This window comes from Clostridioides sp. LIBA-2809, assembly GCF_056688965.1.
Genome location: NZ_CP197006.1, coordinates 31,455 through 51,423 on the forward strand (window position 1 = coordinate 31,455; position 19,969 = coordinate 51,423).

The following is a 19,969-nucleotide window of genomic DNA, read 5'->3' on the forward strand; positions in this document are numbered from 1 at the left end:
TGCATCACCTCCATACAATCAAAGACCTAAATTTCTTCTATCTAATAGTGTAATACTTTCATTTACTTTAATATTAAAAATCCTATTTATAAATTCTGCTGATATATCTGGTGCATCATCATGTAGAGAGTACTTTTGTCCTGTAAAATCAAGGATTTGCTGTATAAATGCCTTATCTTCTTCTGCAAAAATCATTTGACCTTTATTTAAAACAGGTATTAAAGTAGAGATTTTATCATCTTTATTTTTCTTTTGGTGCTCATTAATGATTTCTATATCTCTGTAGTAAAGAATATCATCATTTTTTATTTTAAGTTCTAATTGATTAGCATCTGCACCATTAAATGTATTTTTTTCTATATAAACATGTGTTATATCTGGATACACTTTTAATAAATAAATCATATGGTCTATATATTTATCAAAATCAGTTCTAGCATTTATTTTAGCTAGTTCTGCTAGTCTCCCATGTAGTAAACCATTATCTGACTCACTCCCAACAAGAAAAGCACTATAGTCATGTTTAGACCCACCAGCAGATGCTGGATCACATAATAGCATTGTCTTTTTGAAGTTATGTGTTTCAATACATTCCCTAGATTCAGTTCTTACTGTTTTAAACCATTTTTCACCTATTGAATTTACATCATTTTGTACTTCCTGTTTAAAAGAGGTTGGGTTTTCATAATAACTTAAAGCCATATCTAAACAATCCCAAAAACTTGGCCACAATATAGGAAATTTCATTTCTTTTTCATTATCCCAGTAAAACTCTTTAGCATCTTCAAGATGATTTGTATTTTTAAAATCAAATAATAGTTCTTTAAATTTTAGCCATAATCCAGAGTTAAATAATTCATCTACATTATCAACTAAAACTCCTTTTTCGCATTTAAACTTCCATGTTGGCAAATTCTTTAGCCTACTATAGAAACATTCTTTGTGTTGTAAAGTACCCAGTGCTATAAATGTAGTTCCTCTTTTTATAGTTTTACCATTTCTGATTACTGGTTTTTGAGCAGCATATTTTACGTCATCAGAAAATCTTTTAAACTTTTTTTCTCTAGCATCTTCTGTTCTAACATTTTCCTCTGACTGATAGTCATCAAGTATGATAAGATCAGGACGATTATTATTGTATTTTCTTCCTCTCATTGGTGATGAAGATGATATTGCTTCAATAAAGGTTTTATTAGTTAATTCTAATTGAGTACTATTACAAATGTATTTTCTATCATTGTCATTTAAAAGTACTCCAAATGATTTTTTGATATACTCATTTTCAAGTAAAGCATTCTTTATATCTTTTACAAATTTTTCTGCTGTAGAACCTATATCTGAACAAATTAATGTGTACATTTTATGTTTATAACAGTGTGACCATACAGTTGTTGCCAAATCTCCAAATGCACTTTTACCTGTACCTCTTGGATAAATTCTTCCTAATTGTTGTGATCCATCTCCAATTATAGATTCTTGTATATCTTCCCATAACTCATGATGAACTTTAGCTATAGGTGCGGCAGCATTATCTTCCTTTGGCAGATAGGTATCTTGCATAAAGTACATACAGAAAAATTCTAAATTTATTTTCCCAAGTTGATAGGCAAGACCATTAACACCAAAAAGATTATTTGCATTAGACTTTATAAGTACATTTGCTTCATTTTCAGCATCTTTTATTGCTGCTCCATTTCTTATAAAAGTCTTTGCTAGATAACTAAATATAAGTTGTATATTTCTTTCTAAATTATCCACTGGTATTTACATCCTTTTATCTCTTCTATTTTCTTTTTAGGTTCAGTTAATAATATAATTAATAAAATGAACAATATAATTTTTTCTATAATAAAATCACCTTCTTCAAGATGTATCTCTGGTTTTTAAATTTTGCTAGAAAATTTCCAGAACTTATTTTCTATAAAAAATACTTTTTTTGAAATAGAAGGATACCCCCTATACTTAAAAACAGTTATTTATAATTATTTCAGACATAATTAAAGGGCATAATTCTATGAATTTGCCCCACTAAAATTAACTTAGCATATATATTGCTCTTCTTAGTTACTCTCATGGCTCTTTATTAATCTATCTAATGTTGGTCTACTTACTCCCAATTTTTTAGCCAATTGAGTCTTATTAAGTTCTCTAGTTTTATATCTATCATAATAACTACCAAAGTTCTCTATCTTAACTTCTTTACGTCCTTTGTATTTACCCTGTTCTTTAGCTATAGCGATACCTTCTCTTTGTCTTTCTAGCATGTTTGTTCTCTCAAATTCATATATTGCACCAAGCATTGTAAGCATAAGTTTTCCTGTAGGTGTACTTGTATCTAAATTTTCTTTATCACTAATTAACTTTACATGTTTCTTTTCTAAGAGCTCAACTATTTCTAATAGGTCTTTAGTACTTCTAGCAAGTCTACTAAAATCATGTACAATTATTGTATCTCCTTCTCTTACAAAATCTAACATTGCATTTAGTTGTGCTCTTTTAGTATCTTTGGCACTTATTTTCTCCTGATATATTTTTTCTACATTATGCTTTTTCATTGTAACTAATTGTCTATCTTCATTTTGTTCTGCTGTTGAAACTCTCATATAACCTACTACCATCTTTGACCCCTCCACCTATGTTTACTCTATAAATAATATTATAGCATAAATGTAAAATTAGAGTCAAAGACTTATCGTTCTTTTTGTAAATTAATTAAGATTTTAATTTTATTTTTACACCAAAGTAGATAGTTTATAATGTAAATTTGTACCATGCTTTATTTTTACATCAAATATCTATAAAATGGTAGTTTTTTTAATTAAAATTAATGAGTATTAAGTATTACTTTTTTGTTCTTATTCTTATCTTAGCTATGGCTGCTTCTATTTCTGTTGTATCCATACCCATACCACCACTATCATCTTCTGCTTGTATAATTGTATTTGTAGGAGTACCATAGATACGATTTATAAGATACTGATTAGCTGCTAGCATAACCCTCTTATCACTCTTATCACTAGCTAATTCCTTGATGTTATTGATATAAGTTTCTAAATCCTTTAATATCAATAAGTTTCCTTGGTTTGTTAGCTCTTGTTTACGTCTGTCAATTTCTTTCCTAATATGCTCTCTGTTCATCCAGTTATAAATAGTTTGCCTAGTAACACCAATTGCTTTAGCAACCTCTGTTACTGTCAGCCCTGAAATCAATAGATATACTGCATTAGACTCATCTTCTGATAATTCTCTTAACCTCTTATAGCTATCATTAACTATTTCAACATCTTTGTCATTCAAACAATCACTCCTTTGCTTCATTTTTTATGTTTATACATTATCTTAAATTCCTCGTATAAATGTCCTTTAATAGTGTTTTTCAGACTTATTAATAAAACTATCCTGTTCTTTGCAAATTCTATCATTAAGGCTATTTAAATTTATATAATGTCCTATTGTTGAAAAACGTAACATCATAAATATTAGATATAATATAGGATATTTCTAAACTCTTTTCCTCTTCTTCAATTTATTAGTAAATTTAGTTATCGCTTTAACTTCTTCTTCTTTATCTATTCCAATATATTTCCTTGTCATTTCTATAGTCTTATGACCTAATATTTTTCTTATAAGTTCTAAAGCATAAGTCTTATTTTCTTCTTCATCATAAATATGTCTTGCAAATGTCTTTCTTAAAGAGTGTGTTGCAACATTTTCTTTTATTCCTACCTTTTTTGCTGATCCTTTTATTATTCTTCCTGCTTGCCTTGTTTGAATAGGTCTATTAAACTTCTTTCTCTTACCACTTTTAAATAAGAACTCCTCTCCAGGTTTATCTTGAGTATAGTTTTCTATAGCACTCTTTATTACATCAGATAAGAAAACTTCTCTATCATAATCCCTTTTTTCTTCTATAACTCTAATCCAATCCTTAGATACTCTTATCTTCTTCCCTTTTTTATCTAATTTTACATCTGTTACATCTGCAACTTTAAGTGCTAATATATCCCCTATTCTAAGTCCAGTACACATTCCAAATAGAGCTAACAAGTAATTTCTTTCATTCCACTCCTCTAAAAAATTTAAAAGTCTAAAGACATCTTCAATATCTTTTATAGGATTAACTTTTTGTCCTTTATGTGCTTCCATTCATTAAAAACACTCCTTATTCCCATAGTAATTTTTTCTTTGTCTCTCTTGAACTAACATTTTTAAATCTTCATCTACATTAGCAAAAGAATCTGTAATTATAGAGGTTATATCATTTGTAGTGTATCTTCTCTCTTTAGAATAAGTACTGGTCTTTATTCTAAATCCTAAGTCATTTACAGTTCTAGTTACTTTCACTACATTTTCTAACTGTAAATATAACTTAAACGTAACTAATTCAACATGATCAGATTCATCAATTATACTTTCTTCTAAAACTTTTAAATACAAATCTAACTTATCAATCTTAGAACGATAGTTACTTTTAACCTTCTTTTTTAGTTTCAGGAGTTTTTCTTGTTTTTTCTTTATAAAATCTAAAGAACATTCCCTTCCATACATACCTGGAGTTTCTCTCATTACATTGTCATAATACTTTAGATTATCTGGTATATATGAAGCACTTAAAATTTCCTCTGTTATATCTCGTTTAATTTCAAACACCTCTTTTAAAAATACTTGTTTTATTGCATAAAAAAATACCATCTATTTAGATAGCATTAAATTATATCTATTAATTCTTTAATTTTCCTATATATCTCTTTATAGTTCATATCTTTATCTATTAACTTAGGCAACTTCATAGATATAACTCTTTCCAGTGCTTGTATATCAAACAATTCACTTTGATTTAATTCATCTCTTTTTACATCTTTTGGTATTCCTAGTTTTTTTCTTACAAGTTCAGTGAAATGTTTATAATACGTTTGAGGCTTACTACCGCCTTGACTAATAGCATAATAAACAAACTCTTGAATTTCATCTGTGAAATCTCTTCTTATTTTTTTGCATTCTGTTCTTATATTTATCCATTCTTGGTCTTTTTCTGTAGCAATATAATAACCATGTATTCTAATTTGTTTAAGTACTTTAGATACCCACTTTGTAAATAGTTTTGCTTCTGGTTTATTACTTCTAAATGACATATTATATACTGCTTCTTCTGTAATGAATATGGTACCAAAGTTTGGCAATTTACTTTTAAAATTTCTAGTGTCGGAATCTCCGACAGTAGACTCATTAAATTTCTTTTTATATTCTCTATCTATATTTCTTAACGTATCACGAATATTTACTATGCCTAATTCTTCTCCTACATCATTTGCATTAAACCAAACCTCACTACCATCCTTTGACCATATCATCCTTATATTTTTCTCTTGCAAAACTTTCAACATACTACGCCCTCCTAGTCTAATGATTGAATTTGTGTATAAAAAAAGACCTAGAATATAAATCCCAAGCCATTTTTTATTAAATATATTTTTTCATAATACAATATTATCATGATTAAAAGACATAAATTGTACACAAATCGGTCATAAATCGTACATAAATCGTCTACAAAAAAGACATTATTTACATTTAAATCTATATAACTAAATTAAGAGCATACTTTACAATATGCTCTTAGGAAAGATATTTCTTATTTATAGATTATAATATTTCTCTAGTATCTTTATTTTTATAATTTCAAAAATAAAAATTAGAATCACAGTTATTATCATATTTCTTGTACTATTTTCTATAATATTATAACTAAACAATGCAAAAACAATGATTAATAAAATTACATTTATAGAGCCAGAAATTAAGAATGCCTTTTTCTTATTATTCATATATTCCCTCCTAGTTATTTGCTAGTTTTATACCATCTCCTACTCTTTCAGTATACACAACTTTTTTAAAGTTAGATGAGCTATAAAAATATGTAACATATTCATATCTGTATGGAACAGGAACATTAGCATGACTATTTCTAATGTCAGTTATTTGTCTTCTATAGTATGTTTTTGTATATACGCCTCCATATTTAGTAATATCATATACTTTTTCTCTATAAATACTCTCAGCTAAACCTAATAAAAAAGATGACCCTCCAGAAAGATAACCTAATCCCCATTGAATAGTTTGGATAATTCTTTCTCTTGTATAAGGAGAACTTAGTTTACGTGATTTTTGACCTATATATTTAACATTTTTCCAACTACCAGGTGTAACTTTTGTTGAAACATAAGTGTTATTACCTTTTTTATCTACAATCATTTCATTTTCATTACTATCAATAATAGTAAATTCGTTTTCGTCAACAAGTTCTTGTTTGTATTCATTTTCTTCAAAAGTAGATGCATAAACCAAATTATATCCACTAGACAAAACAAAAATTCCTGCCATTAAAAAACTTATTATTTTTTTCTTTAACATAATATTTTACCACCTTTACTTAAATATTTATTCTACAAACACTGCCATATAACCTGTTAGTTATATTAAAAATAATCTTTTTATATAACTTCATAATCAAACCTTGTCTTATTTCATAATATTTTTATTTAATATCATATAATTTGTCCCTCCTTATAAGTCTATTTATATATACAACGCATAATAAAAGGGATTTTGGACAAAATAAAAATCTTTTTTTATTTTAAGAATGAAAAATAACAAAACCCTCTAAGAAAACTCAATTAAGAGCAATCCATAGAGGGCTTATTATTATATTGTATATATTTTTTTTATTTTTATATTCCATAAATTTATAGATTGTATTATGAACTTTAACATAAATTATATCCTTTTACAATGTTTCATTTACTCTTTCATTTTGACTCATATTTGCAAGCTCTTTAACTTTTTTTACATCTAATCCTAATTTTTCAGCTATCTTTGTTCCATATTCTTCATTAGTTTTATAGAAAAGAGCTGTTTGGCGATATTGAAGATTTTCTCTAGCATTACCCAAATGATTAGATATATTATTTATAAGATTAGATTTCTGTTCTTCACTTAAAACTCTTGAATACAATTCTCCTGCTTGTATAAAATCTACATCTTCTGAAGGCCTAGCATGTCTATCAAGTATAGCTTGAACTTCTATTTGAGGAGGTGCAAATGAAATATCTGGTTTAGGCGCACCATTTACAGTGTTTGGATAATAATTAGGTGAACTTCCACCATTCCCATCTATATTCATAGCTCCATCACGTTGATTAGTATTTGCTTTAGAATTCTTTGGAGAATTAACTTCTATTTGATGGTGATTAGCACCTAATCTATATCTATGAGCATCTTCATATGCAAAAATTCTTCCTTGTAATAATTTATCTGGAGAAACCCCTATTCCTGGAACTAACGCACTTGGTGCAAAAGCAGCCTGTTCAACTTCTGCAAAGTAATTTTCTGGATTTCTATTTAATGTCATTGTTCCAACTGGTATTAATGGAAAATCTGAGTGATACCAAACTTTAGTAACATCAAATGGGTCAAATTTATATTCTTTTGCTTGTTCTGGTGACATTATCTGAACATATAAATCCCAAATTGGGAAATCACCATTTTCTATTGAATCAAATAAATCTTTAGTTGCATGGTTTGTATCTTTTCCTTTTACTTCTTCTGCCTCTTGAGATGTAAATGTCTTCCAACCTTGTCTTGTTTTAAAGTGATATTTCACCCAAACATATTCTCCATCATTGTTGTACCACATATATGTATGACTAGAATGACCATCCATATGTCTATAGTCCTGTGGAGTCCCTCTATCAGAAAATAATATACTGACCTGATGTATTGACTCTGGAGTTAATGATAAAAAGTCCCAAAACATATTAGGATCTGGTAAATTTGTTTGAGGATTTCTTTTTTGTGTATGTACGAAATCTGGAAATTTAATTGCATCGCGTATAAAAAATACTGGTGTATTGTTACCAACTATATCATAGTTTCCTTCTTCTGTATAAAATTTAACTGCAAATCCTCTTGGATCACGTTCTGCGTCGGCTGAACCTCTTTCACCACCCACAGTTGAGAATCTTGCAAATACTTCTGTTTTTTTCCCAACTTCAGATAGAAAATCTGCTCTAGTATATTTAGATAAATCATTTGTAACTTCAAAATATCCTCCTGCACCTGCTCCTTTTGCATGAACAACCCTTTCTGGTATTCTTTCACGATTAAAGTGAGCCAATTTTTCTACAAGATGAATATCTTGTAACATAGTATATCCTTCTTTTTTTGATGTAGTGATAGATGCATTATCCTCACTTACAGGAATTCCATAACTCGTTGTCAAAACATTTTTATTTTTCATGTAATTCATCTCCTTGTTTAAAATATAAATATATTTATATTATATATTGTTGAGATTTAAATACTTATCAGCAATATCAATATTAATAATGATTACTATTTCTTCTATAATCCCATAATATTCCATTTAATTATAATTGTCAATTTAAATTTTTAATTCACAAATTCATTTGTATTTTTATCATTTTTTACAAAATATCTATATAAATCAAAGTTTTTTAGAACTTTTTAAGAACATGTTTTACTTTTACATCTGTTATAAATAGCATAAAAAAATGAATCCTCTATTATAAGGATTCATTTCTTTATTAAAATATTTTATGATAAATTTTTAATTTATATCAAGCATTTTTAAGTACTTATCATTAACTTTATATACATCGTTTTCTCTTGATAAAAGTTCTATCTCTTCAAGATTATTAAACACTTCCATCAACTGGTCAACTAATTCTATTTCCTTTATTCCAGCCTTTAAGTATCTACTTTTATTCTTTTTAATATAATTTTCCAATGTCATAGAGTAGTTATCTTTACTACAAATATATTTTAATATATGTTCTTCTGTTGCTGATAGAGTAATATCATTTTCAAACAACTCTTCTTTTAATACACTCTCTAAAGACTTTCTATCATGCATGTCTCTCATTTCATTTATAGACTGTATTATTGACTTTAGCATGAACTCTATAAATACAGTTAAATTATATCCCTTATTCTCCACATCTAGTATAGCCTTATAATACTTAGTTCTGTTTTTAGATATCATATATGATATTGAAAACTCCTTGAAAGTATCATATCCTTTATCAATTAAATATAGATAAGATAAGGCTCTTGATGTTCTTCCATTACCATCACTAAAAGGATGGACATATACAAAATAGAAATGAATTATAGCACTTTTAATTAAATCACTAACTTTGCTATTTTCCATAAAATCTATTAATTCATCCATAAAGTCATGTATTTTCAAAGGATCAAGTCCTGTATGTATAATCTCACCTTTTGAATCACATACATATACTTTTTCAGTTCTGTATTCATATTCTTCTGAATCTAAGCAGTTTTCACCTAATATATGATGTAAATTATATATAAATTTGTGACTATATAACTTATCTAAATTATCTAATCCATATTCTAAGGCTCTATGATTATTGTAAATCATATACTCACTTTTATTACTTGGTTTCATCTTTCCTCTAATTATAGATTTTGCAATCTTTCTAGTTGAAAAGGCACCTTCTATTACACTAGAATAATAAGACTCTAAGGCTAAATCATTTTTATCTTCTATTATTTTAAATATCTTACTTGATGTTAATCTATCTATTTCATCTATTGAATTTAATATGTTATAAGTTTCATGATAGTATAGTTCTTTATTATCAAAACTCTTTAAGGAAAGTATAATTTTATCTCCAGTAGAGTATTTATTTTTGTATTCTTCTATTGTCAGTTTAATCACCACCTTAGTTTATCTTTATCTATTAATATTAACAAAAAGTATTGTTTTTTACACTATTTTTGATTGTTTATTTTATTACATTTTTTAGGTAGATAGTCTTTAAATTTCTTTATGAAAATTTATAACATTTATATATTTAATTTCAACTATATATTAAAGCTTAACTTATAATAACCCATATACTATATGAAGTTTTGTAATGTAGCATAAAATTTGATAATATGTTAAAGTATAAAAAAATAGAATTTAAGGTGATAATATATGAAAAAATTAACACAGAATGAGTTAGATAATTTAATCCAAAAACATGAAATATGGTTAAAAAATAATGAGATAGGAGTGCGGCCATCTTTTTCAGATTTAGATTTATCTGGATTAGAACTAAAAAGAGCTAATTTGTATCACTCTAATTTCACAAATAGCAATTTAACAAGTGCTAATTTTAGATATTCAAGTTTGAAAAATGCTGATTTAAGAGGTGCAGTGTTAACAAAAACAAATTTAAGAGAAGTAAATTTATTTCAGGCTAATTTACATAAAGCAATACTGGAAGATGTAAAAGTAAATGAAAATACTATGTTCTTTTTTCAAATATGTCCTGAAGAAGGAGAATTTATTGGATTTAAAAAAGCAATTGCCAATAATAAAGAACAGGTAATTGTAAAATTATTAATACCTAAAGAAGCAAAAAGAAATTCTGCAACTACATATAGATGTAGAGCTAGCAAAGCTAAAGTTCTTGAAATTGTAACTAAAGATGATGATGAAGTTATAGATAAGGCGTGGTCAAATAGAGAACCTAATTTTATTTATGAAACTAATAAATTATTAGAAGTTCCAGAATTTGATGAAGATAGATGGCATGAAAGTGCATCAGGAATACATTTTTTTATGTCCAGAGACCTAGCAAAGCTTTACTAGTCATTTATTGTAGCAATTTGAATACAAACAAAAAGGGCTAAGTATTTATTAGCCCTTTTTGTTTATGTGTATTTGTAAAATAAACTTACTATAAATATAAAAAGACCTAGAGCATAAACTCTAAGTCATTCTTATTAAATATATTTTTACTTGATTAATCATTCTTTTGTTCACTTAATTTTGATTCTATTAACTTCTTATATTCTAATGCTTTTTCATTATCTTTATCTAATTCTAGTACTTTTTCAATATCACAAGATGCCTTTTCAAGATTTCCTATTTCTATGTATAAGTCACATCTACTAATATATGCGCCTATATATTTGTCATCTATTTCTATTACTTTACTGAGATCACTTAGTGCTTCTTCATACATCTCTTTGTCTTTATATATATTTCCTCTAATATAATAGGCATCTATGTATTTATCATCCATTTCTATTACTTTACCAAAATCACTTAGTGACTCATCATACATTTCTTTATCTTCATACAATACTCCTCTACTGAAATAGGCATCTATATATTTATCATCCATTTCTATTACTTTACTAAAATCACTTAGTGACTCATCATACATTTCTTTATCTACATACAATGCTCCCCTACTGAAATAGGCCTCTATATATTTATCATCTATTTCTATTACTTTATTAAAATCATTTAATGCTTCATTATACTTTTCCTTATATCCATATATAATGCCTCTAGCATAATAGGCCTCTATATATTTATCATCCATTTCTATTACTTTATTAAAATCATTTATTGCCTCATCATATATTTTTTTGTCTCCATATGCTAATCCTCTAGTATAATAGGCTTCTATATTTTTATCATCTATTTCTATTACTTTACTAAGATTACTTATTGCTTCATTATACATTCCTTTATCCATATATAATGCGAATCTCTTAAAATATGTATCTATGTTTTTGTCATCTATCTCTATTGCTTTATTAAAATCATTTAGCGCTTCTTCATACATTTTTTTATTTAAATATACATTCCCTCTATTACAATATGCATCTACATATTTATCATCTATTTCCATTGCTTTATTAAAATCATTTAATGCTTCTTCATACATTTCTTTCTTTGCATATAATATTCCTCTATTACAATATGCATCTACATATTTATCATCTATTTCCATTGCTTTATTAAAATCATTTAATGCTTCTTCATACATTTCTTTCTTTGCATATAATATTCCTCTATTACAATATGCATCTACATATTTATCATCTATTTCCATTGCTTTATTAAAATCATTTAATGCTTCTTCATACATTTCTTTCTTTGCATATAATATTCCTCTATTACAATATGCATCTACATATTTATCATCTATTTCCATTGCTTTATTAAAATCATTTAATGCTTTTTCATACATTTCTTTCTTTGCATATAATACTCCTCTATCACAATATGCATCTACATATTTATCATCTATTTCTATTACTTTATTAAAATCATTTAGTGCTTCTTCATATTTTTCTTCTTCTGTATACAAAAAGCTCCTATATAAATATCCTGCTTTTTCATTTGGATATTTTCTAATAACTCTATTAATATAGTTAATTTCTTCATTATTATTTTTTTTCATACTACACATAGTAAAAGTATTTTGAATAAAGTTAGTTTTTTCAACATCATATAACTTTTTATCCATCTCATCTTTACTTTCCATTAAATCTTTTCTTAATTCATTTATTTTCTCTAAACTATTTCTTAACTCTTCTTTTAAATCATCAACTTCTTTTTTCTCAATTAAATTGTATATATTCAATCCAACCCAAACAGTAGCTAACATTCCAAATATAGAAAGACCTACACCTACTTCATTTACATTATAATTTACAGAATTTCCAAAAATTAAATAAAAACTAGAAAACAGACCCATTGAAACTACAATTGCTAAAACAAGCTTTTTTAGTATTTGCAATTTATCATCTCTCTTATTTGAAAATAAAAATAAAATTACTATTGTAAATATCATAAAATAAAAACAAGATGAAAATAAATATTCCTTTGACATTAAAACATCCCCTCCCATGATTATTATATTATCATAGGAAGGGACAAATTTTTTAATATCGACAATCTTTTTACCATATTTTTCATAATGACAAAACTTCAAAGTAATCCTTTTATCTTATCTATAATCTCTATCCTCATCTGCTTACACTTACTTGTTGAAAATCCAATCATTCTACCAACATATTCCCAAGATGTCTTATTATTTGAAAAATACTTATATTGAACTATTTTCTTTTCTTCTTCACTTAATATCTTCATTGCATTGTCTATTTTCTCAACTAACAATTCCTTATGCCTTTTTTCTTTTTCTTTTAATGATACTTTCCTTTCTTTCTCTTCAACTTCTATCTCAACTACACTTTTAGTGTCATACGTTCTACTTGATTTTTCTCTAATTTCAATACTACTACATCCTCTATAACCATTCTTTATTATCTCTATATCAATACCTATCTTCTCAATTTCTGCTTTTGCTTTTTTATAGCTATATAACTTGCCCTCTGCACTACTGAACAAAATATCTTTTTTATTGGCCAATATTACTTCACACTCCCATTTATGTTATAATGATTTTGTGATGACAACTTTAGAATTTTGACAAGCGGGAGCATGAAGTAATGCTCCTCTTTCTTTTTTGAATTTTACTTATTACCAAAGTCTATTTTCTTAAAAAAATCTTCAATTTTACTTTCATTTTTTTCTATATTCTTTAACATTTGCTCTTCTTCTCTTTTCTTGATAATAATTATTTCTTTACTATCTTTATATACATTTATAGTTTCTTTATGTATTTCTTCTTGCATAATTTTTCTATATACATCAATTCCACTACTACCAACATTTAGATTAATTAACTCATCTATTGTACTTTCCATGCTTTCCTTCAAATTCTTTATATTTTCACTATGTTCAATAAGGCTTTTCATATTTTCTTCCATCTTAAATTCCTCCTTTAATTTTTCTTACATTCAAAGTCTTGATACATACAACCACAGTCTTTGCATTGCCAAACTATTCCTATGATTGTTTTAAGTTTAAATACACTTCCACCGCATACTGGACATTCATTTTCTCTGCCACCAATTATTTTAGTTTTCATTTTACCTCCAATAAACTTAAATTATTATATTATTTTCCTAGTATATTAATTTCAGATTTTAATTTTCCTAATCTTCTGCATATTGTTATTTGGTTAGTTCCAAGCATTTTACCTACTTCTTCCTGAGTATATCCTCTTTCTCTTAAACAAACTATTTTCTGTATATCTTTTATCTCACTTCTTTTTATGCAAGATTTAATAACATGAACACTTTCTATATCTATACTTTCATTACCAGCTAATCTATCCTCTATTCTTATTTCTTCACCATAAGCATTCCTATAGATACATTTTTCAAAACTATCTATATCATTTCTATAATGTTTTTTAACATATCTAGTTGTAAATCTCATTAAATGCCCTAATATATATGGCCATGCTATTGCAGAAAATGTTCCTTTATTTTCATCAAAACAGCATGTTGCTTTATACAATCCTATAGAGCCTTCTTGAAATAAATCTTCTTTCAAAGATGGATATTTTCTTAGAAAACATTTAAAATGTTTATTTATAATAAAGTGTACAAGATTTATATTATCTTCAACTAATTTATTTATTTCTTCCAGACTTCTCATATAATCACCTCTTAAAATGGTATATCTTCGTCATTTAATACTTGAAAGCCAATCTCCTTATCTTTATCTTTGCTATTTTCTTCCTTTTGCTTATAATCGAGTGAATTAACAGTTTTAGCTCTAACTTTTGCAAAAGTTTTTTTCTCCATTTTCTTCGTATTTTCTATTCTTATTTACTACTATTTTTCATACATGATTTCTTCTCTTTTCTCTATCTCTTTTACTACTTCTGTTGCTTTTAATAATGATTCATATCTACTCATTGACTTAGATTCAGATTTTATTTCTGATGCTATTTTATTAATGAATTCTGTTTTTTCTAATATGTTCATATGTGATATTTTCTTCATGAACCATATCCCTTTTTATATATCTTTTTTTAATTGCTCATATATCTTTTGACATTCATTCTCTATCTTTTTAGTATTTTCTACTGTCTTAGTTACGTCGTTAAAAACTCTATTTATTCTGACTGCAATATTTAATGATGAATTAGCACTTTTATATAAACTATTTTTAAAACTATTAATTTCTTTTACATCTTGATCTATTAATTTAATGCTTTTTCTTAATCTGATATTGTTTCTAATGCTGAAGACTGCATCAAAACATAATATCAAAATTACAATGTTAAATATCATGTACTCTCCTTCCTTAATGCATTTTTTAATTCCAAAATGGTGCTTCTTCTCCATTTAGCTCAAAAATTATAGCATTAACTATCCTAAATTTTTTTAGTTCATTTTTTCTTTCAAGTTGTTTTATCCATTCATAGAACTTACCTCTATACTCAAGCGTATACACATAGCTTGGAAAATTATCGTATTTATCTAGTAAACTATCAAACTTTGCTAGTGCTTGTGTGATACTAATTCTGTTCATTTTTCTCACCTGCTTCTCTCATTTTAAGCAATTCTTTTTTTAACTGAACAACCTCATTTTTCATGACATTAATCAAAATCTCAATCTCTTCATCCAACCACTGTTTCATATATTTATTTACAAATGTAACATCTATTTTGCTTCCGTTTTTTCTTATAATTTTTACTTTTATTTCTTTACAGTTTTTTATTTCTCTTAAGTATTTGTTTATATCTTTTTCATCTTCTTTAGTTTTTTCTATTGCTTCATTTATAGGAAGGATAGCTATTTTTTGTTCTTTTGACATATTTTCTAATTTCATTTTTGTACCTCTTTCTATTAAAGGTTATTTTTCCTACGAGGAAATTAATTAATAAACTTTAGCTATAATTTAATAACGTTTTTATGAAACTTTTTAATTTTATTTTTTCTCTCTCCCATTACCATTTTTTTAATGGTTTTTGACAACTTCTTTAAACCTGTGTTTTTTGCGTAATGTAATCGTCTTCTATAGGCATTGCAATTGCTATATTCTTTAAATTTTTTCAATATTGGTTTTCAATACTTTGTCAAATTTTAATTTCAATATTGAAAAATGACCCTTTTTCAATATTGAATTTCTATATTTTTCAATATTGAATTTTGCTCAAATTTACTACTTTATAAAACTTCCTCTTTTCTTTACTCATTTTTCAAACTTTGCCTTTTGACTTTTCTTTATAATTTCATCTAACTCTTTGTTACTATACTGAGTAAATGTTTGTTCAAAATTGGCAAATTTATTTTTACTCACTTCTTTATTTTGTTTGACACTCTCATTTCCATTTTTAGCCATCCTAGGCACTTCATTTAAGTAAGACTCAAACTTGTTGCCAAATAACGTCTCAGGGCGTAAATAGACGCTCATTTTAGCATCTTCTAACCATGTGTGGACTTTATTATCTATTACTTTGTAAAAATCTTCTTCAACAAATCCTTCTGCAAGTCTTGCGTCAATAAGAGATTTAGTTTTCTTAGTTGTGCTCTTAAAAGATTTATCTGCTTTTTCATTTAAGTAATCAATAATTCTTTTATGTATATCTTTGTCATTTGTTTTATCTTCTTTTTGCTTTGCAAGACTATATATATTACTAGTTAAATTAGTATTGTTAATATTAGTATTGTTACTGTGCACCTCATGCACCACCTGTTGTGCATGAGGTGCACTAGGGTTGTGCATCATATTCACTACATGTTGTGCATCACATGCACAACCTACTTTAGCTGTTAAGACAAGATATATGTTACTTTCTTTCTCATTTGAATTATCTCTTGTTCTATTTTCTTTTTTAATCAAGCCCTTTTCTTCTAGACTTTTTATTACATTTTTTGCTTGTCTTTCACTACATCCACATTTTGCTGATATAGTTTTATAACTTGGAAAGCAAAAACTTTCTTCGTTTGAATGCCTTGCAAGGACTATATAAATCATTTTTTCATAAATTGTTAAATCTTCTCTGTCAACTAAAATATTTTCTATCCAAAACCAGTCTCTTTCTCTTATATCTCTTAATAATTTCACTGTATCACCTCCCTTCTAAAATTATTCATTAATTTAATAGCTTTAATTTGCAATCACCATTTTCTAAATCTTCATATGTTATCACTTTGTATCCTACATCATCATTTTCTTGCATGTAGTACATTGCAACTATTTCTCCTGTTTCCACTTCTGTGATAATGCAATCTGTACTTGTATCAAATCTTGTTTATTGAAGTTGAATTGCTTTGCCTATATGATTTCTATTAAAATCTGAAATTTTCAATATTTTCACCTCTAACCTTTCTTTAAATTGAACATTTGTCACTTTTTTCTTTTTTTAACAGTTGTTTTCTTTTTTCTTTAGCAATTCCTTTTAGCAGATATTTAATTTTTATAAATTCTAAGTAGTCGGTTTCATATATTAGGCTAGCATCTTTTATAAGATTTTCCTTTTCTTTTCTACTAAAGTCATTTGTAGAATTTTCATTCATTTAATCCCCTCCTTAATCTCAAAAGGATTTTTTATATCTCATTGAGATATTTACATTATATATCCCTTTGAGATTTAAGTCAATATACTTTGAGATATTTTTTTCCTTGTTTTTCAGATATTTTCCATTGTAGCGAGATATTTCATATGGTATAATATCTCAAAGAGGTATCTCTAGGAGGTGAAAAAATGAATACTAGGATTAAAGAATTAAGACAAATAAAACATCTTTCTCAAAAAGAGTTTGGGGAATCTTTAAATCTTTCTCAAAATCACATATCTTCAATTGAAAAAGGTGTAAGAACAGTCACAGATAGAACTATTAACGACATATGCGATAAATATAACGTAAATAAAAAGTGGTTACTAACTGGACAAGGTGAAATATTCAAAGATGTATTAGAAGGTTTTAATCTTGACAATAGCGAAGTTGAAGAATTTGTTAGACTTTTCTATGAGGTTGATTCTGAAACAAGAGAATATGTGCTAGGATTAATGCAGAAAACTTTGAAAAAATAAGGCACTTTATTGTGCCTTATTTTTTAATTTAGAATACTCCATATATCCCATAATTTTTAGAAAGGTATTATAATCTTTTTCTCTAATTTCCGTGACAGTATTTATTATTTTTATTTTGTTTTCTTTGGAATCAATTTCATTTAATGATTTTATTTTTAATTCTCCCATAAAATTATCCCCCATATTTTCAAAATATTCTGATTTATATTCTTGAAATTACCCCACTTCTGAAAAACAACAGACTTCTTTCTTCAATTTTTAAGTTTTTTAAACTGATATAGTCTATATTTTTGATTGCATGTGTCATGTCCTAAGATGAGTTTTAAATCTGAAAGTAAATGTGATTATTTTAAAAGTGTTTTACGCACGTAGTTTATATGTATTATTTCGATATATATCTTCTTTATACTACAAGTATAGTACCTATTTTTGCAATAATCAACTTCTAATTTTTACCATTTATTTAATTTTATTAAATTTACAAATAAAAAACAGAGTAGTTAGAACTACTCTGTTTACCACTTAGTTAATATAAAACCTCTTTTTAAAATTTCATACATGAGTTCAAATACATCATTTACATACCACTTAGTTAATATAAAACTTGATGTTTCAATCTTAAATACATTGACACCACATATATTTACATACCACTTAGTTAATATAAAACTTGCTCTTATTGAAAGTAGTACTTGCTCTTGGCACTCATTTACATACCACTTAGTTAATATAAAACCCCAAAATAAATCTGTCATTTTCAATACTTTCAGCAAGACTAAATATTAAAAATTGCAGTGAGCCACAAGTAGTGCTTTTTGATATTTTTCAAAAACACATTACAACTCAGTGTTTACAATCATTACAGTGTTTATTTTTAAAATATCGCACACTATATATTTATATATTTATTATATCATATCTTATCTAATAAAAATTGCAGTTTCTTAAATAAACTGAATATAGAAAACTAAAATCATTTAAATTTATATATACATTTTATAAAACTTATTATTTAATTTATTTTATAACTTATATATGCACTTCTTTCTTAATTTATATTTCTATTTTTACTTTATATAAAAACAGAGTGGTTTTAAACCACTCTGTTTTCCACTTAGTTAATATAAAACAGTAAATCTTTAAGATTATTATTTAAAAGCGTTACAGCCATTTATTTAACTATAAACAGTGCAAACCTGCCAATAATTGACTTTATGACAATGCATCCAGCAACTACAAAAAGTGCAGTTTTTGGGTCATAGATGATAGGAATATTCCATTTGAATATTTGAGTTACTGTGGTTAGTAATGCTATTGCACCAAAAATATACCCCATAATTGTGAGTGGGTGAGCAGGTGAATTGCTGATAAATTTACCAATTGTTGGCATAATCATGCACATTGCAAATCCGATTGCTCCCAAAGTAATAACAGCTGATCTAGGTCCATTAATAAATAATATTTGCTTACCAGATAGTCCTGCATAAACAATTAAACCAGTTATAAACCACTCTGCTACCAATATTCCAATTCCTTTCATCGTTTATCACTCCTTCAAATAGATTTTATTGAATATCGTAATGTGTCTTTCTAAAAAGGATATCGCTTCTTCGTATTTTTCAGGCTGATTGTCGTATTTTGATAACAGCAAATATAAAGGTGAATAAAACTGCAAGGCCATTACCATTGGATCAGCATGAATATAAACTCCATCATTTATTAAACTAGTGAACACATTTGATATATAATCTAAACCTTTATCTATTATTAATTCCCTAAAAAACTTACCTGCTTCAGAAGTTCTATACTGTTCTAATGTCAACATTCTACGCAGTTGAGAACCATACTCCGTTTTGAGATAGAAATTAAACATTGTAATGCTAATACGAAATAATTCCTCTCTTACATCATTTTCTTCTGAGAAAATATTGGTCATGTTTTCAGGTAGGATAGTAGAAACTTCTTCTTGGTAACGACGCTCAATGTCTTTTAGAATTGAATCAAAAATATCTTGCTTTCCACTATAGTGTTTATAAAGAGCACTCTCTCGTATTCCTATTTCTTTTGATATGTCTCGAATACCAACCCCATCATAGCCTCGTTCAGAAAATAATCTTAGTGCAACTGTTAAAATAACTTTCTTTGTATCACGTTTTTCATTTTTTGGCATAATAAC

At 26.7% G+C, this 19,969-nt stretch carries 28 protein-coding genes; 2 read left to right on the forward strand and 26 right to left on the reverse strand.

The genetic code is table 11. The features are described 5' to 3' along the window. Nucleotides 1–18: 18 nt before the first annotated feature. From ACTG44_RS21175 to ACTG44_RS21220, 10 genes are all read right to left on the reverse strand, one after another. A complete protein-coding gene (locus tag ACTG44_RS21175) occupies nt 19–1,758 on the reverse strand; it encodes a hypothetical protein (protein ID WP_479921747.1) in 1,740 nt (579 codons plus the stop codon). A gap of 302 nt (nt 1,759–2,060) precedes the next feature. Continuing rightward, nucleotides 2,061–2,618 (reverse strand): recombinase family protein, encoded by a 558-nt coding sequence (locus ACTG44_RS21180; protein ID WP_479921748.1) that lies wholly within the window; start codon nt 2,616–2,618, stop codon nt 2,061–2,063. A 223-nt stretch (nt 2,619–2,841) separates the two neighbouring features. Beyond that, nucleotides 2,842–3,297, reverse strand: a complete 456-nt coding sequence (locus ACTG44_RS21185; protein WP_021382780.1) for a helix-turn-helix domain-containing protein — start codon at nt 3,295–3,297, stop codon at nt 2,842–2,844. Nucleotides 3,298–3,501: 204 nt separating this feature from the next. Beyond that, on the reverse strand, nt 3,502–4,146 hold the full coding sequence (locus tag ACTG44_RS21190) for a tyrosine-type recombinase/integrase (protein WP_479921749.1): 645 nt from the start codon (nt 4,144–4,146) through the stop codon (nt 3,502–3,504). A gap of 3 nt (nt 4,147–4,149) precedes the next feature. Next, nucleotides 4,150–4,692, reverse strand: coding sequence for a hypothetical protein (locus ACTG44_RS21195; RefSeq protein WP_479921750.1), 543 nt, complete (start codon nt 4,690–4,692; stop codon nt 4,150–4,152). A gap of 14 nt (nt 4,693–4,706) precedes the next feature. After that, on the reverse strand, nt 4,707–5,384 hold the full coding sequence (locus tag ACTG44_RS21200) for a BRO-N domain-containing protein (RefSeq protein ID WP_479921751.1): 678 nt from the start codon (nt 5,382–5,384) through the stop codon (nt 4,707–4,709). A gap of 252 nt (nt 5,385–5,636) precedes the next feature. Further along, a complete protein-coding gene (locus ACTG44_RS21205) occupies nt 5,637–5,825 on the reverse strand; it encodes a hypothetical protein (protein WP_227846714.1) in 189 nt (62 codons plus the stop codon). A 10-nt stretch (nt 5,826–5,835) separates the two neighbouring features. Continuing rightward, complete coding sequence (locus ACTG44_RS21210; protein ID WP_227846715.1) at nt 5,836–6,411, reverse strand: hypothetical protein; 576 nt, start codon at nt 6,409–6,411, stop codon at nt 5,836–5,838. Nucleotides 6,412–6,784: 373 nt separating this feature from the next. Continuing rightward, nucleotides 6,785–8,305: a catalase gene (locus ACTG44_RS21215; RefSeq protein ID WP_479921752.1), complete on the reverse strand. Its 1,521-nt coding sequence runs from the start codon at nt 8,303–8,305 to the stop codon at nt 6,785–6,787. A gap of 321 nt (nt 8,306–8,626) precedes the next feature. Beyond that, complete coding sequence (locus tag ACTG44_RS21220; RefSeq protein WP_479921753.1) at nt 8,627–9,763, reverse strand: Fic family protein; 1,137 nt, start codon at nt 9,761–9,763, stop codon at nt 8,627–8,629. 261 nt (nt 9,764–10,024) lie between these two features. On the opposite strand from ACTG44_RS21220, the gene ACTG44_RS21225 reads away from it, so the two are divergent. Next, entirely contained in the window at nt 10,025–10,684 is a 660-nt protein-coding gene (locus ACTG44_RS21225) for a DUF5758 domain-containing protein (RefSeq protein WP_479921754.1), read from the forward strand. Nucleotides 10,685–10,838: 154 nt separating this feature from the next. On the opposite strand, the gene ACTG44_RS21230 is transcribed toward ACTG44_RS21225, so the two are convergent. The 12 genes from ACTG44_RS21230 to ACTG44_RS21285 all read right to left on the reverse strand — a co-directional run bounded on the left by ACTG44_RS21230 (nt 10,839) and on the right by ACTG44_RS21285 (nt 17,275). Further along, nucleotides 10,839–12,725: a tetratricopeptide repeat protein gene (locus tag ACTG44_RS21230; protein ID WP_479921755.1), complete on the reverse strand. Its 1,887-nt coding sequence runs from the start codon at nt 12,723–12,725 to the stop codon at nt 10,839–10,841. Nucleotides 12,726–12,823: 98 nt separating this feature from the next. Beyond that, nucleotides 12,824–13,264: an RNA polymerase subunit sigma gene (locus ACTG44_RS21235; RefSeq protein WP_479921756.1), complete on the reverse strand. Its 441-nt coding sequence runs from the start codon at nt 13,262–13,264 to the stop codon at nt 12,824–12,826. A gap of 104 nt (nt 13,265–13,368) precedes the next feature. After that, a complete protein-coding gene (locus tag ACTG44_RS21240; RefSeq protein WP_479921757.1) occupies nt 13,369–13,665 on the reverse strand; it encodes a hypothetical protein in 297 nt (98 codons plus the stop codon). 14 nt (nt 13,666–13,679) lie between these two features. Next, nucleotides 13,680–13,826, reverse strand: coding sequence for a hypothetical protein (locus ACTG44_RS21245; RefSeq protein WP_479921758.1), 147 nt, complete (start codon nt 13,824–13,826; stop codon nt 13,680–13,682). Between the two features lie 29 nt (nt 13,827–13,855). Further along, complete coding sequence (locus tag ACTG44_RS21250) at nt 13,856–14,401, reverse strand: sigma-70 family RNA polymerase sigma factor (protein WP_479921759.1); 546 nt, start codon at nt 14,399–14,401, stop codon at nt 13,856–13,858. A gap of 11 nt (nt 14,402–14,412) precedes the next feature. Beyond that, nucleotides 14,413–14,550, reverse strand: a complete 138-nt coding sequence (locus ACTG44_RS21255) for a hypothetical protein (protein ID WP_407963947.1) — start codon at nt 14,548–14,550, stop codon at nt 14,413–14,415. Between the two features lie 30 nt (nt 14,551–14,580). Continuing rightward, complete coding sequence (locus ACTG44_RS21260; protein ID WP_407963948.1) at nt 14,581–14,751, reverse strand: hypothetical protein; 171 nt, start codon at nt 14,749–14,751, stop codon at nt 14,581–14,583. Nucleotides 14,752–14,766: 15 nt separating this feature from the next. Next, on the reverse strand, nt 14,767–15,042 hold the full coding sequence (locus tag ACTG44_RS21265) for a hypothetical protein (protein ID WP_479921760.1): 276 nt from the start codon (nt 15,040–15,042) through the stop codon (nt 14,767–14,769). 25 nt (nt 15,043–15,067) lie between these two features. After that, nucleotides 15,068–15,283, reverse strand: a complete 216-nt coding sequence (locus ACTG44_RS21270) for a hypothetical protein (RefSeq protein WP_407963950.1) — start codon at nt 15,281–15,283, stop codon at nt 15,068–15,070. Next, a complete protein-coding gene (locus ACTG44_RS21275) occupies nt 15,270–15,584 on the reverse strand; it encodes a hypothetical protein (protein ID WP_074179536.1) in 315 nt (104 codons plus the stop codon). Before ACTG44_RS21275 ends, ACTG44_RS21270 begins: the two co-directional genes overlap by 14 nt. A 363-nt stretch (nt 15,585–15,947) precedes the next feature. Then, on the reverse strand, nt 15,948–16,823 hold the full coding sequence (locus ACTG44_RS21280; protein WP_479921761.1) for a conserved phage C-terminal domain-containing protein: 876 nt from the start codon (nt 16,821–16,823) through the stop codon (nt 15,948–15,950). Between the two features lie 266 nt (nt 16,824–17,089). Beyond that, nucleotides 17,090–17,275: a hypothetical protein gene (locus ACTG44_RS21285; protein WP_243163261.1), complete on the reverse strand. Its 186-nt coding sequence runs from the start codon at nt 17,273–17,275 to the stop codon at nt 17,090–17,092. A 188-nt stretch (nt 17,276–17,463) separates the two neighbouring features. Between ACTG44_RS21285 and ACTG44_RS21290 the strand changes: the two genes are divergently transcribed. Beyond that, a complete protein-coding gene (locus ACTG44_RS21290) occupies nt 17,464–17,793 on the forward strand; it encodes a helix-turn-helix domain-containing protein (protein WP_169470184.1) in 330 nt (109 codons plus the stop codon). A 6-nt stretch (nt 17,794–17,799) separates the two neighbouring features. Here ACTG44_RS21290 and ACTG44_RS21295 read toward each other — a convergent pair whose 3' ends face one another. The 4 genes from ACTG44_RS21295 to ACTG44_RS21310 all read right to left on the reverse strand — a co-directional run bounded on the left by ACTG44_RS21295 (nt 17,800) and on the right by ACTG44_RS21310 (nt 19,963). After that, entirely contained in the window at nt 17,800–17,961 is a 162-nt protein-coding gene (locus ACTG44_RS21295; RefSeq protein WP_407963953.1) for a hypothetical protein, read from the reverse strand. Nucleotides 17,962–18,308: 347 nt separating this feature from the next. Then, on the reverse strand, nt 18,309–18,548 hold the full coding sequence (locus ACTG44_RS21300; protein ID WP_479921762.1) for a hypothetical protein: 240 nt from the start codon (nt 18,546–18,548) through the stop codon (nt 18,309–18,311). Between the two features lie 416 nt (nt 18,549–18,964). Continuing rightward, complete coding sequence (locus ACTG44_RS21305; protein ID WP_479920408.1) at nt 18,965–19,333, reverse strand: hypothetical protein; 369 nt, start codon at nt 19,331–19,333, stop codon at nt 18,965–18,967. Nucleotides 19,334–19,339: 6 nt separating this feature from the next. Then, entirely contained in the window at nt 19,340–19,963 is a 624-nt protein-coding gene (locus ACTG44_RS21310; RefSeq protein ID WP_479920409.1) for a TetR/AcrR family transcriptional regulator, read from the reverse strand. Nucleotides 19,964–19,969 lie beyond the last annotated feature (6 nt).

What these genes read in the sequence shown, in the direction of transcription:
- ACTG44_RS21255 (WP_407963947.1), bottom strand. Translation starts at nt 14,550, where the DNA reads ATGGAGAAAAAAACTTTTGCAAAAGTTAGAGCTAAAACTGTTAATTCA.
- ACTG44_RS21200 (WP_479921751.1), bottom strand. Translation starts at nt 5,384, where the DNA reads ATGTTGAAAGTTTTGCAAGAGAAAAATATAAGGATGATATGGTCAAAG.
- ACTG44_RS21230 (WP_479921755.1), bottom strand. Translation starts at nt 12,725, where the DNA reads ATGTCAAAGGAATATTTATTTTCATCTTGTTTTTATTTTATGATATTT.
- ACTG44_RS21210 (WP_227846715.1), bottom strand. Translation starts at nt 6,411, where the DNA reads ATGTTAAAGAAAAAAATAATAAGTTTTTTAATGGCAGGAATTTTTGTT.
- ACTG44_RS21190 (WP_479921749.1), bottom strand. Translation starts at nt 4,146, where the DNA reads ATGGAAGCACATAAAGGACAAAAAGTTAATCCTATAAAAGATATTGAA.
- ACTG44_RS21270 (WP_407963950.1), bottom strand. Translation starts at nt 15,283, where the DNA reads ATGAACAGAATTAGTATCACACAAGCACTAGCAAAGTTTGATAGTTTA.
- ACTG44_RS21265 (WP_479921760.1), bottom strand. Translation starts at nt 15,042, where the DNA reads ATGATATTTAACATTGTAATTTTGATATTATGTTTTGATGCAGTCTTC.
- ACTG44_RS21285 (WP_243163261.1), bottom strand. Translation starts at nt 17,275, where the DNA reads ATGAATGAAAATTCTACAAATGACTTTAGTAGAAAAGAAAAGGAAAAT.
- ACTG44_RS21215 (WP_479921752.1), bottom strand. Translation starts at nt 8,305, where the DNA reads ATGAATTACATGAAAAATAAAAATGTTTTGACAACGAGTTATGGAATT.
- ACTG44_RS21195 (WP_479921750.1), bottom strand. Translation starts at nt 4,692, where the DNA reads ATGGTATTTTTTTATGCAATAAAACAAGTATTTTTAAAAGAGGTGTTT.
- ACTG44_RS21260 (WP_407963948.1), bottom strand. Translation starts at nt 14,751, where the DNA reads ATGAAGAAAATATCACATATGAACATATTAGAAAAAACAGAATTCATT.
- ACTG44_RS21275 (WP_074179536.1), bottom strand. Translation starts at nt 15,584, where the DNA reads ATGAAATTAGAAAATATGTCAAAAGAACAAAAAATAGCTATCCTTCCT.
- ACTG44_RS21310 (WP_479920409.1), bottom strand. Translation starts at nt 19,963, where the DNA reads ATGCCAAAAAATGAAAAACGTGATACAAAGAAAGTTATTTTAACAGTT.
- ACTG44_RS21205 (WP_227846714.1), bottom strand. Translation starts at nt 5,825, where the DNA reads ATGAATAATAAGAAAAAGGCATTCTTAATTTCTGGCTCTATAAATGTA.
- ACTG44_RS21225 (WP_479921754.1), top strand. Translation starts at nt 10,025, where the DNA reads ATGAAAAAATTAACACAGAATGAGTTAGATAATTTAATCCAAAAACAT.
- ACTG44_RS21300 (WP_479921762.1), bottom strand. Translation starts at nt 18,548, where the DNA reads ATGACAGATTTATTTTGGGGTTTTATATTAACTAAGTGGTATGTAAAT.
- ACTG44_RS21245 (WP_479921758.1), bottom strand. Translation starts at nt 13,826, where the DNA reads ATGAAAACTAAAATAATTGGTGGCAGAGAAAATGAATGTCCAGTATGC.
- ACTG44_RS21250 (WP_479921759.1), bottom strand. Translation starts at nt 14,401, where the DNA reads ATGAGAAGTCTGGAAGAAATAAATAAATTAGTTGAAGATAATATAAAT.
- ACTG44_RS21290 (WP_169470184.1), top strand. Translation starts at nt 17,464, where the DNA reads ATGAATACTAGGATTAAAGAATTAAGACAAATAAAACATCTTTCTCAA.
- ACTG44_RS21180 (WP_479921748.1), bottom strand. Translation starts at nt 2,618, where the DNA reads ATGGTAGTAGGTTATATGAGAGTTTCAACAGCAGAACAAAATGAAGAT.
- ACTG44_RS21295 (WP_407963953.1), bottom strand. Translation starts at nt 17,961, where the DNA reads ATGGGAGAATTAAAAATAAAATCATTAAATGAAATTGATTCCAAAGAA.
- ACTG44_RS21240 (WP_479921757.1), bottom strand. Translation starts at nt 13,665, where the DNA reads ATGGAAGAAAATATGAAAAGCCTTATTGAACATAGTGAAAATATAAAG.
- ACTG44_RS21305 (WP_479920408.1), bottom strand. Translation starts at nt 19,333, where the DNA reads ATGAAAGGAATTGGAATATTGGTAGCAGAGTGGTTTATAACTGGTTTA.